Here is an 11,777-nt window from a genome sequence, read left to right as displayed (position 1 = left end):
GATCTCGCCTTTGGCGTACGCCTCGAGCACCTTGGCGCGCTCTAGCTCTTGCATCGTAATGCTCCCGGACTTGCTCACACTGGACTCCAAACGATTCGGAGTCGACAGCATGAGCTATCTAGCAAAAGCGGACATTTCAACTTTGCTAGATCCGGACATTACAACTTTGCTCTAACAGGGTGGGCGGATTCTCCGCCCACGCGTTCAACTACCAACGAGATCGGCGTGCCGTGGTTTGAACCTGCAAGCTATCACCGCGTGGGCGGGAGACCCGCCCACCCTACAAAAAAAAGCGGCCAAGGCCGCTTTTTTCACGAACGTGGGAACGCTCAATCTTCCTTGCGCAGGTGCGGGAACAGCAGCACGTCGCGGATGTTCGGCGAGTCGGTGATCAGCATCATCAGGCGGTCGATGCCGATGCCGCAGCCGCCGGCTGGCGGCATGCCGTATTCCAGTGCGCGGATGTAGTCGGCGTCGTAGAACATCGCTTCGTCGTCGCCGGCATCCTTGGCGGCCACCTGGGACAGGAAGCGCGCGGCCTGGTCTTCCGGATCGTTCAGCTCCGAGAAGCCGTTGGCGATCTCGCGGCCCACCATGAACAGCTCGAAGCGCTCGGTGATGCCCTCGCGGCTGTCCGAGGCGCGGGCCAGCGGCGACACCTCGACCGGATAGTCGATGATGAAGGTCGGCTCCCACAGCAGGGCTTCGGCGGTCTCCTCGAACAGCGCCAGCTGCAGCGCGCCCAGGCCGGCGGTGGCGAAGGGCTTGACGCCGAACTTCAGCAGTTCCTGCTTCAGGAAATCCATCGAACCCAGCTGCTCAGGGGTATAGCCCGGCGCGTACTTGTCGATCGCTTCGACGATGGTCAGGCGCTGGAAAGGCCTGGACAGGTCGAGTTCGCGGCCGCCGTAGGTGAGCACGGCGCTGCCGTTCGAATCGATCGCGGCCTGGCGGATCACCTGCTCGGTGAAGTCCATGATCCACTTGTAGTCGGTGTAGGCCGCATAGAATTCCATCATCGTGAATTCAGGGTTGTGGCGGACCGACACGCCTTCGTTGCGGAAGTTGCGGTTGATCTCGAACACGCGCTCGAAGCCGCCCACCACCAGGCGCTTCAGGTAGAGCTCAGGCGCGATGCGCAGATACATTTCCATGTCCAGCGCGTTGTGGTGGGTGACGAAGGGCTTGGCCGCGGCGCCGCCCGGGATCGGGTGCAGCATCGGGGTCTCGACTTCCATGAAGCCGTGCTTTTCCATGAAGCGGCGCATCGACGACATCGCGGCGGTACGCGCCTTGAAGGTGCGGCGCGTGTCTTCGTTCATGATCAGGTCGACGTAGCGCTGGCGGTACTTCGTTTCCTGGTCGGCCAGGCCGTGGAACTTGTCCGGCAGCGGGCGCAGCGCCTTGGCGATGAGGCGCAGCCTGGTCACCTTGACGGTCAGCTCATCGACCTTGGTCTTGAACAGCGTGCCTTCGACCCCCAGGATGTCGCCCAGGTCGTAGGAACGCAGGGCGTCCATGGCTTCCTCGCCGGCGGAATCCAGGGTGACGTAGATCTGGATGCGGCCCGATGCGGACGGGCCCGAGCTGTCCTGCAGGGTTGCGAACGCGGCCTTCTTGCCGGCTTCGCGGCGCAGCATCATGCGGCCGGCCATCACCACGTTCACGGGTTCGGCTTCCAGTTCTTCGCGGGTCTTGCCCTTGTACGTTTCGACCAGGTCGGCGGCCTTGTCCTGGGGGACGAAGTCGTTCGGGAAGGGATTGCCCTGCTGGCGCAGCGCGGCCAGCTTGGCGCGGCGCTCGGCCATGATCTTGTTCTCGTCGAGCGCCACGACGGGCGACTGGTCTTGGTTTTCCGTAGTCATGATTGGATTGGGGTCTTGTTAGTGTCAGGCGAACAGCAGTTCGGCCTTGAGTTCGGTGAAGTCGCGTACGACGGCGATGACGTTATCGAAGCCTTCGAAGCTGGACGCGGGCAGGGTGGTCGTCAACACGACGCAGCGCATGCCGGCGCGGCGCGCCGCTTCCACGCCGAGCGGCGCGTCTTCGAACACGATGCAGTGCTCGGGCGCCGCGCCGCACAACGCGGCCGCTTTCAGGAACACGTCGGGGTGCGGCTTGCCGCGCGCAACATCCGTCGCGCCGACGATCGCATCGAAATGGCGGCGCAGGTCGAGGCCGTCGAGGGTGAATGCGACGTTGGCGGGCGGCGCGGCGGTGCCGACGGCCAGCTTGACGCCGTTCGCCCTGGCCAGCGTCACCAGCGCGTCGAAGCCGTCGACCGCCTTGCGGTACGGCGCGTACAGCTCGCGGTAGACCGATTCCTTTTCGTGGTCGAGCAGGGCGAGTTCGTCGTCCGTCAGGTGCTCACCCAGGTAGGTGCGCATGATTTCGCGTCCCTGGCGGCCGGCGGTCGCGCGGAAGAAGTCGTCCGCATCGAGCACCTGGCCGCGGCGCTCGAAGAAACGCAGCCACGAGTCGGTGTGGAAGGCCATGTTGTCGACGATGGTGCCGTCCATGTCGAACACGAAGGCGCGTGTCGCGTTCGTCATTTATACGCCCTGCTTGAGCGAAGCGGAGATGAAATCGTCCAGGTCGCCGTCCAGCACGTTCTTGGTGTTGCCGGTTTCAAAACCGGTGCGCAGGTCCTTGATGCGCGACTGGTCCAGCACGTAGGAACGGATCTGGTGGCCCCAGCCGACGTCGGTCTTGGAGTCTTCCAGCTTCTGCTGCTCGCTCATGCGGTTACGCAGTTCCAGCTCGTACAGCTTGGCGCGCAGCATGTCCCAGGCCTCGGCCTTGTTGCGGTGCTGCGAGCGGTCGTTCTGGCACTGCACCACGATGCCCGACGGGCCGTGCGTCAGGCGCACCGCGGAGTCGGTCTTGTTGATGTGCTGACCGCCCGCGCCCGATGCGCGGTAGGTGTCGATGCGCACATCGGCCGGGTTGATCTCGATCTCGATCGAATCGTCCACTTCCGGATACACGAACAGCGAGGTGAACGAGGTATGGCGGCCGTTGGCCGAGTCGAACGGCGACTTGCGCACCAGGCGGTGCACGCCGGTCTCGGTGCGCAGGTGGCCGTAGGCGTATTCGCCGTCGACCTTGATGGTTGCGGTCTTGATGCCCGCGACCTCGCCTTCGGACTGCTCCAGGATCTCGGCCTTGAAACCCTTGCGTTCGCAATAGCGCAGGTACTGGCGCAGCAGCATCGAGGCCCAGTCCTGGGCTTCGGTGCCGCCGGCGCCGGCCTGGATGTCGATGAAGCAGTTCGCGTGGTCCATCGGGTTGCTGAACATGCGGCGGAATTCCATCGACTCGATGATCTTCTGGATCGCTTCGGCATCGCCGCCGATCGATTCAAGCGTGTCGTGGTCGCCTTCCTCCTTTGCCATCTCGAACAGGTCGCTGGCGTCAGCCAGGTCGGCCCTGGCTTTCTCGAGCGTCAGCACGACGGCCTCCAGCGCCTTCTTTTCCTTGCCAAGGTCCTGGGCCCGCTTCTGGTCGTTCCAGACGGTCGGGTCTTCGAGTTCCTGGTTGACCTGTTCTAGTTTCTCCGACTTGCGATCGAAGTCAAAGATACCTCCGAAGTTCGGCTTCACGGCTGGTCAGGTCGTTCAGCAGGGCGGAAATGGCATTGATGCGTTCAGCTTCCATGGTCTCGGCAGTCTCTTGATAGGTTGAATCGAACCCTAGATTATACCCGAAGGCGTATCAGGAATCGGCCGGCGGCGCCTGTTTGCTTGCTTCCTGCCTTCTTGCTGCCTTATCATCGCCCGGTTCTGACCTATGGATTCATCATGTCCCTTCGCTTTTCTTGTAAATTTTCCATCGCGCTACTGTCGATGCTGGTCTGCGTCCCCGGCGCCGCGGCCAAACCCGCCAAGGCTGGCGCCACCACCACCCTGGCCGTGCTGGAAACCACCGACCTGCACGCCAACGTGGTCGGCTACGACTATTACAAGCTGGCGCCCGAACCGTCGCACGGCATGGACCGTACCGCCACGCTCATCCACCAGGCCCGCAAGGAATTCGCGAACACGCTGCTGCTCGACAACGGCGATACCATCCAGGGCACGGCGCTGGCCGACTACCAGGCCCAGGTCGAGCCGCTGCGCTGCGACCAGACCCTGGGCATCTACAAGGTCATGAATGCGCTGAAGTACGACGGCGCAGGCGTCGGCAACCATGAATTCAATTATGGCCTGGCCTTTTTGAGCCAGGTGACCGGCAGCCGCTTCAAGGTGGCCGGCGTCGACCAGCCCAGGCGCTGCGCCGGCCCGGCCTTCCCGATGGTGCTGGCCAACGTCTACAGCGCCAGTACCAAAAAGCCGCTGTTCAGCCCCTATGCGATCATCGACAAGCAGGTTGCGGCGGTCGATGCCGCCGGCAAGCCGGTGCGGGCAATCGTGCGCGTGGGGATCATCGGTTTCGCCCCGCCGACCATCATGGAATGGGACAAGCGCTGGCTCGAGGGTCGCGTCTATACCCAAGGCGTGCGCGAGGCCGCCGAACGCTATGTGCCGGAGATGCGCCGCAAAGGGGCCGACCTGGTCATCGCGATCTCGCACGGCGGCCTCGACGCCAGCCCGTACACGCCGACGATGGAGAACGCGAACTGGTACCTGGCGCAAGTACCGGGGATCGACGCCATGCTGCTGGGCCATTCGCACCAGCTGTTCCCGAGCGCCGACAGCACCGCCGCGCAGTTCAACTTGCCGGGCGTGGACAAGGCCCGGGGCCTGGTGCACGGGGTGCCGACCGTAATGGCGAACCTGTGGGGCAAGCACCTCGGCGTGATCGCGCTGCACTTGCGGCACGACGGCAAGCGCTGGCAGGTAGAAAAGGACAAGACCCGCGTCGAGGCGCGCGCCGCGCAGACCGGCGCCAAGGCCTTCGTGGATGCCGACCCGGCCGTCATGGCGCTGGTGCAGGAAGAGCACGAAGCGACCATCCGCTACGTCAAGACGCCGGTGGGCAAGACCGACTTCCGCATGTCGAGCTATTTTGCGGATGTGGGCGACGTCTCGGCCCTGCAGGTGATCAACCAGGCGCAGGCCGACTACGTGCGCAAGTACGTCGCGGCCAACCTGCCGCAATATAAGGATTTGCCGGTGGTGTCGGTGACGGCGCCCTTCAAGAGCGGCATCGCCGGTCCGGCCGACTACACGGATGTCAAGGCGGGCGACCTGGCCCTGAACAATGCGGCCGACCTCTACCTGTACCCGAACGCCCTGTATGCGGTGAAGGTGAACGGCGCCCAGCTGAAGGCCTGGCTGGAAAAGACGGCGCAGCGCTTCCATACGATCGATCCGGCCAGGACTGAGCCGCAGGCGCTGGTCAACCTGGCCGTGGCCAGCTACAACTTCGACACGGTCACCGCGCCCGAGGTGTCCTACGAGATCGACGTCACCCGGGCGCCGGGCGAGCGCATCCGAAAGCTGGCGTGGCGCGGCAAGCCGGTGGCGGACGCGCAGGAATTCCTGGTCGCGACCAACAACTACCGCGCCAGCGGCGGCGGCCACTTCCCGGGCCTGGACGGCAGCAAGACCGTGATCGCGTCGCCCGACAACAACCGCGACGTCCTGATCGCCTATGTGCGCGAGGCGAAGGGGCTGACCCGGGCCGCCAACGGCTCGGCACGCAGCTGGCGCTTCACGCCGGTCAAGACGGCCGGGCCGGTGGTGTTTTCCTCCGCGCCCGGCATGGCGGCGCTGGCCATCGATGCCGGTCTGCACAACGTCAGCCAGATCGCAGCCGACGACGGCCGTGGCAAGGGCACCGCCCTGTACGCGATCGACCTGTCGCAATGAAGCGCCTGCTGGCGGCCGTCCTGGCCCTGACTATGCTGGCCCTGCCGGCGCTGGCCCAGCACGGCGACGAAGCCGACCTCGCCTTCCAGCGCGCGCTTGCCCACCGCGAGAGCGGCAATGCGCCGCTGGCGGCGCACTGGCTGGGCGTGGCCGCGGCGCGCGGGATGCCGGAAGCGATGTTCCTGCTGGCGACCATGCTGCTCGAGGGCGCGGGCGTGCCGAAGGACGAGGCGGCTGCCCGGCGCTGGCTGGAAGCGGCGGCGCAGCTGGATTATCCGGAAGCCTGGCAGCAGCTGGGGATGCTGGAAACGGATCCGGAAAAGGCGGCGCAGTACATGCGGCGGGCAGCGCATGCGCTGACGCACCGTGCGGAGGGGAAGCGCTAGGTAGTTGCTGCGAACTTGGCCGAAATAACGCCAGTGGCGCTATTTCGGCCTGCGCGGGAGGGGATCCAAGCTTGGCAGCGCTGCCAATAGCTCCGCTTAATGCAGCTGCTTCTTCTCCGGCTGCACCAGCACGAAGGGACTCACCACCGATGCCCACAGCGTCGCATCGGCTGCAGTCCAGGTTTGGGCCTGCAGGTCGCTGACCTTGGCAAGCGCGCCGTCGTTCATCCACTTCATGATGCTGTCCTTGTCGTCGTGCGCCACGCGCAGCGCCACATCGATCAGGTCCAGCTCCTCGCTCACGTAGATCACCGAGCCGCTGGCGAAATGGCGCGACAGCTCGCTCCATTTGACGCGGCCGGTCTCGCGGTTGATCTTGTCGTGCAGCTCCAGGTCTTTCTCGGGATTCGTTTTCATACGCTTCGATCGCACTGAATGGTCTCGACCGCAGGCTGCGGCGAGCCCGCCCATGTTAACCGATAGGTCTGCGCCTTGCGCACATTGCCCACCAGTGCGGGGCGGAAGCACGCCAGGTTGGTGCCGTTCGGAGCGCGCACGCTCGGGTAGATGATGCCCATCGAGCCGCGCTCGAGCAGGGCGGCGGCCAGCGCCTGCGAGGCGATGTAGCTGTCTGGATCGAGGCAGTCGCGCTGCGCCTCGACGCCGCGCAGGTCGTGGAAACCCGCGCTGAAGTCGGCCAGCAACAGCTGGTAGCTCACGCTGTCGTCGAAGCGCCGGATCTCGCTGTACTCGACCGTCTTGTGGAAGATGACCTCGCTGAGCGCCGTCTCGGCCTCGAAGGCGCAGTACCAGGCGCCGCGCTCGCCGTCGTTGAAGCGGCTGCCCTCCGGGCGCGCATAGGTGAAGGCAGCGTTGATGATGCGGAAGTTCGGCACGCCGAACACCAGTTCGTCCACCCCGATCCCCGGCAGCAGCCCGGATTCGCCGCGCAGGCGTTCGTTGGTGGCGTTGTCGAGGTCGAACAGGTCGCGCAGCACGGCGTCGCTCTCGGCCAGCGGCGCGAGGACGGAATCCTCGACGTCGGCGAAGCGCGAGGGTATCAGGCGGCAGGTGTCGTACTGGCGCAGCTGGGTGAGTTTGTGCAGCAGCGGCAAGATCAGAGACCTCCGCGGCGCGCATCGAGCAGCTTGCGCACCGTCTGCATGGCGATCAGGCCGCCCGCCAGCATATAGGCGAGCGGGGTGCGGCCGGCGAACACCGGGTTGGTGTTGGGAAGGTGGACCCATTCATCGGCCAGCTTGTCGCCATACAGGATGTGCAGGGCCTTGTAGATGCCCAGCAGGTAGGACACGCGCGTGATGCGGTCGACCTCGAGCACCCGGTCGGGCTGCTTCTTCCAGTCGTAATACGAGGACGAGGACAGGCCGCCCAGCAGTTCACGCGCCTCTTCGTCACGCACGCGCCAGACAGCCGCCAGCTTGAAGAAGCCCAGCAGGGCCGAGCGTGACAGGCGCTCGCGCTCGGCCCGCGAATTCAGGTCCACCAGGGTGGCCGGCTCGAAGCGGCTTTTCGGGTAGGAGTAGGCAAGGCTCATGATGTTCTCCGTATTTGGAGTGGTTATACTCCGATTCCGGAATATTGGCAACTACCGGTTGTCAGTGGTGTGGACCCATGACAGAATCGTCGGTATTGCCATACAGAAAATGCTTGAGGAGGTACACCGATGCGCCTGCGTTCGCTTTCCGCTCTTGCTGCAGCCCTGACGCTCGCCGCCGCAGCCGTGAGCCCGGGCGCCTGCGCGCGCGATGCCAATGCCGATCTCAAGCGCGAGGTCTTCGAGGCCGAGCGTGCTTTCGCCGCGACCATGAAGGCGCGCGATTTCGAGGGTTTCAAGCGCTTGATCGCGGACGAAGCCATTTTCTTCGCCGCCGAAGGTCCCTTGCGCGGCAAGGCCGCGATTGCCAAAGGCTGGCGCCAGTTCTACGACAAGCCGCAGGCGCCGTTTTCCTGGGAGCCGGAGGAGGTCGAAGTGGTGGCCTCGGGCACGCTGGCCTATAGCGGCGGGCCGATCTACAACGCGGCGGGGCAGCGCATCGGCCGCTTCAATTCGATCTGGCGCCTGAAGGCGCCGGGGCAGTGGGAAGTGGTGTTCGACCGCGGTTCGGATTTCGGGCCGCCGCCGCCGCGCAAGAACTAGCTCCCGGCTGGGCCGCTGTCGCCAGCGCCGTGCATGCCGCGAAACAGGGCCGGGCTCAGGCCGAAGCGGCGCACGAAGGCCTTCGATAGCTGCCCCGGACTCGCATAGCCGGTCCTGGCGGCGATTTCCTTGAGCGAGGCGGGCCCAGGCAGCAGCACGCGGGCGCGGTCGAGGCGCATGGTCTCGATGAAGCGCGCAGGCGTCTGTCCGGTCGCCTGCGTGAACTTCCGGTGAAAGCTGCGCGGCGACATGCCGGCGCGGTCGGCCAGCAGCGCCACATCGAGTGCACCGTCCAGGCGCTCGCCGATCCAGTCGACCAGTCCGGCAAACTGTCCCGCGGACCCGGCCTGCGCGTCCAGCACCGCGCTGAATTGCGACTGGTAGCCGGGGCGCCGCGCATACACCACCAGGGTTTTGGCGACCGCGTGCGCGACCGCCTCGCCGAGGTCGCGCGCCACCATCGCCAGGCACATGTCGATGCCCGTCGTCACCCCTGCCGAGGTCCACACCCGTCCGTCCTCGACGTAGAGCGCATCCGCGTCCACGCACAGGCCCGGATAGGCACGGGCCAGCAGTGCGCTGCCTTCCCAGTGCGTAGCGACGCGCTCACCGACGACCAGGCCGAAATGCGCCAGCACGAAGACGCCGGTGCACACTGAGCCGTAGCGGCGCGCCCCGGCGCAGGCATGCGCCATCCAACGGCCGAATGCGGCGTTTGCCGCCACTGCCTGCAATCCGCGTTTATTGCCTCCGCCGACGAGGACGGTATCGAAGGGCGCCGTGCCGGCAGCCTGTGCGGCGTCGGTCAGCAGGCGCACGCCGCTGCCGGCCGTGATCGCGCCGCCGCCGGGCGACAGGATGTGGACGCGGTAGCATGCGCGTCCCGCCGCGTCATTGGCGGCCGCGAACACGCTCGCCGGACCGGTCACGTCCAGAACCTGGACGCCGTCGAAGGCGATCAGCGCAATATGGCGAATTAGGGGCATTGGCAGGATTTAACCGCACACTGTCATTCCTGACAAGCCCCGCTCTCTTAGCATGACCGTTCCCCCACACCGAGGAGTACACCGTGAGCGAGCAATGCCGAATCGGTTTTTTGCTGTTTCCCCAGGTAACCCAGCTGGACCTCACCGGTCCGGCCCAGTTCTTGAGCCGCATGCCGGGCGCCAGCCTGCATCTGGTCTGGAAGGACGCGGCGCCGGTGACGACCGATGCCGGCTTCAGCATCAATCCGACCACCGTGTTCGCCGATTGCCCGCAGCTCGACGTGCTGTGCGTACCCGGAGGCTTCGGCGTGACGCAGCTGTTGGGCGACGGCGACACCCTGGCCTTCCTGCGGCGGCAGGCGGCGGGTGCGCGTTACGTAACGTCCGTCTGCAACGGCTCCCTGCTGCTGGGCGCGGCCGGCCTGCTGCGCGGCTACCGGTCGGCCTGCCACTGGGCGTGGCGGCAGCACCTGCCGCGCTTCGGCGCCATTCCGGTGGCCGAGCGCATCGTGCGCGACCGTAACCGCATCTCGGGCGGCGGCGTGACGGCGGGGATCGATTTCGCGCTGGCGCTGGTGGCGGAGCTCAGCGGCGAGGAGGCCGCCCGGATGCTGCAGCTGGGATTCGAGTACGACCCGCAGCCGCCCTTCGATTGCGGCAGCCCCGAACGTGCGGGGCCGGGCCGGGTGGCCGCCTACGAGGCCGCGCTGGCGCCACGCATGGCGGCCGCGGAAGCGCTGATCCGGCAGGCTGCGCTGGAATAAGCGAGCCGGCCGGCATCATGCCGGTTCCGCGTGCTCCACCAGCAGCTGCACCTTGGTCACCCCGTTGTACTCGTTGGCATCCAGCCTGAACGCCACCCGCGCCCGCTCCGGCAGGCTGTCGGTGTGGCCGAACCAGATCGCGTCAAAACGCCGGCCGTTCTTCTCGAGCAGCAGCTTGAGGTGGCGCTCCTTCAGGATGCGCTGGCTGACCACCCGGAACTCGTCGCAGAACACCGGCGGCGCGAAGCCCTGGCCCCACACCTGGCCATCCATCTCCTCGATGAACTGGGTCGAGTAGAACTCGTCCTCGAGCGGTCCGTCGGTTTCGACGATGCGCTCCAGCTGCGCCTCGGTCAGCCAGGCGCGCCCGACGGCCTCGAAAGCCTGCTGGAAGCTGTCGAAGTGGTCCGCGCGCAGCGTCAGGCCGGCCGCCATCGCGTGGCCGCCGAACTTGTCGATCAGGCCGGGCACGCGCTTGGACACCAGGTCGAGCGCATCGCGCAGGTGAAAGCCCGGGATCGAGCGGCCGGAACCCTTGATCCAGCCCTCGCTGGCGGGGGCGAAGGTGATCGTCGGCCGGTAGAATTTTTCCTTCAGGCGCGACGCGACGATGCCGATCACGCCCTGGTGCCAGCCGGCGTCGAACACGCTGATCGTGCTCGCGCCCGAGGGTTCGAAACTGTCCAGGTGCAGCAGGGCGGTGTCCTGCATCTCGGCCTCGATCTCGCGGCGCTTCAGGTTGATCTCGTTGAGCTGCTGGGCGATGGCCCAGGCGCGGCCGACGTCGTCGGTGACCAGGCATTCGATTCCGAGCGACATGTCTTCCAGGCGGCCGGCGGCGTTCAGGCGCGGGCCCAGCGCAAAGCCCAGGTCGAAGGGCGAGGCGCAGCGCGCTTCGCGCCCTGCCACGCGGAACAGCGCGGCCACGCCGGCGTGCATGCGGCCCGCGCGCATGCGCCTGATGCCCTGGGCCACCAGGATGCGGTTGTTGCAGTCGAGTTTGACGACGTCGGCGACGGTGCCCAGCGCCACCAGGTCCAGCAGGCTGTCGAGCTTGGGCTGGCCCTGTGCGTCGAACACGCCGCGCTTGCGCATCTCGGCGCGCAGCGCCAGCAGCACGTAGAACACCACGCCCACGCCGGCCAGGTGCTTGCTGGGGAAGCCGCACTCGGGCTGGTTCGGGTTGACGATCACGCGCGCCGGGGGCAGGGCGTCGCCCGGCAGGTGGTGGTCCGTCACCACTACTTCGATGCCGCGCCGGTTGGCCTCCTCGACGCCGTCGATACTGGCGATGCCGTTGTCGACCGTGATGATGATGTCGGGCGCTTTCTCGCGCGCGGTGAGCGCGACGATCTCCGGCGTCAGGCCGTAGCCGTATTCGAAGCGGTTCGGCACGATGTAGTCGACGTTCGCTCCCATCATGCGCAGGCCGCGCAGGGCGACCGCGCAGGCGGTGGCGCCGTCGCAGTCGTAGTCGGCCACGATGGTCATGCGCTTGCCTGCCGCGACAGCGTCGGCCAGGAAGCTCGCCGCGGCCTCGATGTGGCGCAGCGCGTTCGGCGGCACCAGGGCCGCCAGTTCGCTCGACAGCTCGCGCGGGTCGGACAGGCCGCGCGCCGCATAGATGCGCGCCAGCACCGGGTGGATCCCGCCCTGGCGCAGCATCTCGG

12 protein-coding genes are annotated in these 11,777 nt (G+C 66.4%); 4 read left to right on the top strand and 8 right to left on the bottom strand.

Annotated features, from left to right (window positions below; genetic code table 11):
- Positions 1-329: 329 nt before the first annotated feature.
- The 3 genes from lysS to prfB form a co-directional block, all read right to left on the bottom strand.
- Positions 330-1,865, bottom strand: coding sequence for a lysine--tRNA ligase (lysS, locus tag AC56KL_RS10760; RefSeq protein WP_497180141.1), 1,536 nt, complete (start codon positions 1,863-1,865; stop codon positions 330-332).
- A 24-nt stretch (positions 1,866-1,889) separates the two neighbouring features.
- The gene (locus tag AC56KL_RS10755) at positions 1,890-2,552 is read right to left on the bottom strand and encodes an HAD family hydrolase (RefSeq protein ID WP_497180140.1); all 663 of its coding nucleotides are present in this window, start codon (positions 2,550-2,552) and stop codon (positions 1,890-1,892) included.
- Positions 2,553-3,657 (bottom strand): peptide chain release factor 2 gene (gene prfB / locus AC56KL_RS10750; RefSeq protein WP_497180139.1). Its coding sequence is split into 2 segments (ribosomal slippage): positions 2,553-3,575 and positions 3,577-3,657, totalling 1,104 coding nucleotides; the frame shifts between segments, so codons are not numbered across the junction. It abuts the gene before it with no gap.
- A 188-nt stretch (positions 3,658-3,845) separates the two neighbouring features.
- On the opposite strand from prfB, the gene AC56KL_RS10745 reads away from it, so the two are divergent.
- On the top strand, positions 3,846-5,813 hold the full coding sequence (locus tag AC56KL_RS10745; RefSeq protein WP_497180150.1) for a bifunctional 2',3'-cyclic-nucleotide 2'-phosphodiesterase/3'-nucleotidase: 1,968 nt from the start codon (positions 3,846-3,848) through the stop codon (positions 5,811-5,813).
- Complete coding sequence (locus AC56KL_RS10740; protein WP_497180138.1) at positions 5,810-6,199, top strand: hypothetical protein; 390 nt, start codon at positions 5,810-5,812, stop codon at positions 6,197-6,199. The genes AC56KL_RS10745 and AC56KL_RS10740 overlap by 4 nt, the downstream gene beginning before the upstream one ends.
- 96 nt (positions 6,200-6,295) lie before the next feature.
- On the opposite strand, the gene AC56KL_RS10735 is transcribed toward AC56KL_RS10740, so the two are convergent.
- From AC56KL_RS10735 to AC56KL_RS10725, 3 genes are read right to left on the bottom strand one after another with little or no spacing between them, the layout of a single operon-like run.
- Positions 6,296-6,616: a DUF2288 domain-containing protein gene (locus AC56KL_RS10735; RefSeq protein WP_497180137.1), complete on the bottom strand. Its 321-nt coding sequence runs from the start codon at positions 6,614-6,616 to the stop codon at positions 6,296-6,298.
- On the bottom strand, positions 6,613-7,314 hold the full coding sequence (locus AC56KL_RS10730) for an RES family NAD+ phosphorylase (RefSeq protein WP_497180136.1): 702 nt from the start codon (positions 7,312-7,314) through the stop codon (positions 6,613-6,615). The genes AC56KL_RS10735 and AC56KL_RS10730 overlap by 4 nt, the downstream gene beginning before the upstream one ends.
- Positions 7,315-7,316: 2 nt before the next feature.
- Entirely contained in the window at positions 7,317-7,754 is a 438-nt protein-coding gene (locus AC56KL_RS10725; RefSeq protein ID WP_497180135.1) for an MbcA/ParS/Xre antitoxin family protein, read from the bottom strand.
- Positions 7,755-7,883: 129 nt separating this feature from the next.
- Between AC56KL_RS10725 and AC56KL_RS10720 the strand changes: the two genes are divergently transcribed.
- On the top strand, positions 7,884-8,357 hold the full coding sequence (locus AC56KL_RS10720; protein WP_497180134.1) for a YybH family protein: 474 nt from the start codon (positions 7,884-7,886) through the stop codon (positions 8,355-8,357).
- Here the strand turns inward: AC56KL_RS10720 and AC56KL_RS10715 are convergent.
- Positions 8,354-9,343, bottom strand: a complete 990-nt coding sequence (locus AC56KL_RS10715; RefSeq protein WP_497180133.1) for a GlxA family transcriptional regulator — start codon at positions 9,341-9,343, stop codon at positions 8,354-8,356. The two genes, AC56KL_RS10720 and AC56KL_RS10715, sit on opposite strands and share 4 nt — an antisense overlap.
- An 83-nt stretch (positions 9,344-9,426) precedes the next feature.
- Here AC56KL_RS10715 and AC56KL_RS10710 point away from each other — a divergent pair, with 83 nt between their 5' ends.
- A complete protein-coding gene (locus tag AC56KL_RS10710; protein ID WP_497180132.1) occupies positions 9,427-10,107 on the top strand; it encodes a DJ-1/PfpI family protein in 681 nt (226 codons plus the stop codon).
- Positions 10,108-10,122: 15 nt separating this feature from the next.
- On the opposite strand, the gene recJ is transcribed toward AC56KL_RS10710, so the two are convergent.
- Positions 10,123-11,772, bottom strand: coding sequence for a single-stranded-DNA-specific exonuclease RecJ (gene recJ / locus AC56KL_RS10705; protein ID WP_497180149.1), 1,650 nt, complete (start codon positions 11,770-11,772; stop codon positions 10,123-10,125).
- Positions 11,773-11,777 lie beyond the last annotated feature (5 nt).

It is taken from the genome of Telluria sp. ZB4P34, from assembly GCF_059686055.1.
This window is presented reverse-complemented; position numbering and strand designations above follow the sequence as displayed.

Excerpts from the sequence above, each read along its gene's own strand:
- lysS (WP_497180141.1), bottom strand. The coding sequence starts at position 1,865 with ATGACTACGGAAAACCAAGACCAGTCGCCCGTCGTGGCGCTCGACGAG.
- AC56KL_RS10755 (WP_497180140.1), bottom strand. The coding sequence starts at position 2,552 with ATGACGAACGCGACACGCGCCTTCGTGTTCGACATGGACGGCACCATC.
- AC56KL_RS10745 (WP_497180150.1), top strand. The coding sequence starts at position 3,846 with ATGCTGGTCTGCGTCCCCGGCGCCGCGGCCAAACCCGCCAAGGCTGGC.
- AC56KL_RS10740 (WP_497180138.1), top strand. The coding sequence starts at position 5,810 with ATGAAGCGCCTGCTGGCGGCCGTCCTGGCCCTGACTATGCTGGCCCTG.
- AC56KL_RS10735 (WP_497180137.1), bottom strand. The coding sequence starts at position 6,616 with ATGAAAACGAATCCCGAGAAAGACCTGGAGCTGCACGACAAGATCAAC.
- AC56KL_RS10725 (WP_497180135.1), bottom strand. The coding sequence starts at position 7,754 with ATGAGCCTTGCCTACTCCTACCCGAAAAGCCGCTTCGAGCCGGCCACC.
- AC56KL_RS10720 (WP_497180134.1), top strand. The coding sequence starts at position 7,884 with ATGCGCCTGCGTTCGCTTTCCGCTCTTGCTGCAGCCCTGACGCTCGCC.
- AC56KL_RS10715 (WP_497180133.1), bottom strand. The coding sequence starts at position 9,343 with ATGCCCCTAATTCGCCATATTGCGCTGATCGCCTTCGACGGCGTCCAG.
- recJ (WP_497180149.1), bottom strand. The coding sequence starts at position 11,772 with ATGCTGCGCCAGGGCGGGATCCACCCGGTGCTGGCGCGCATCTATGCG.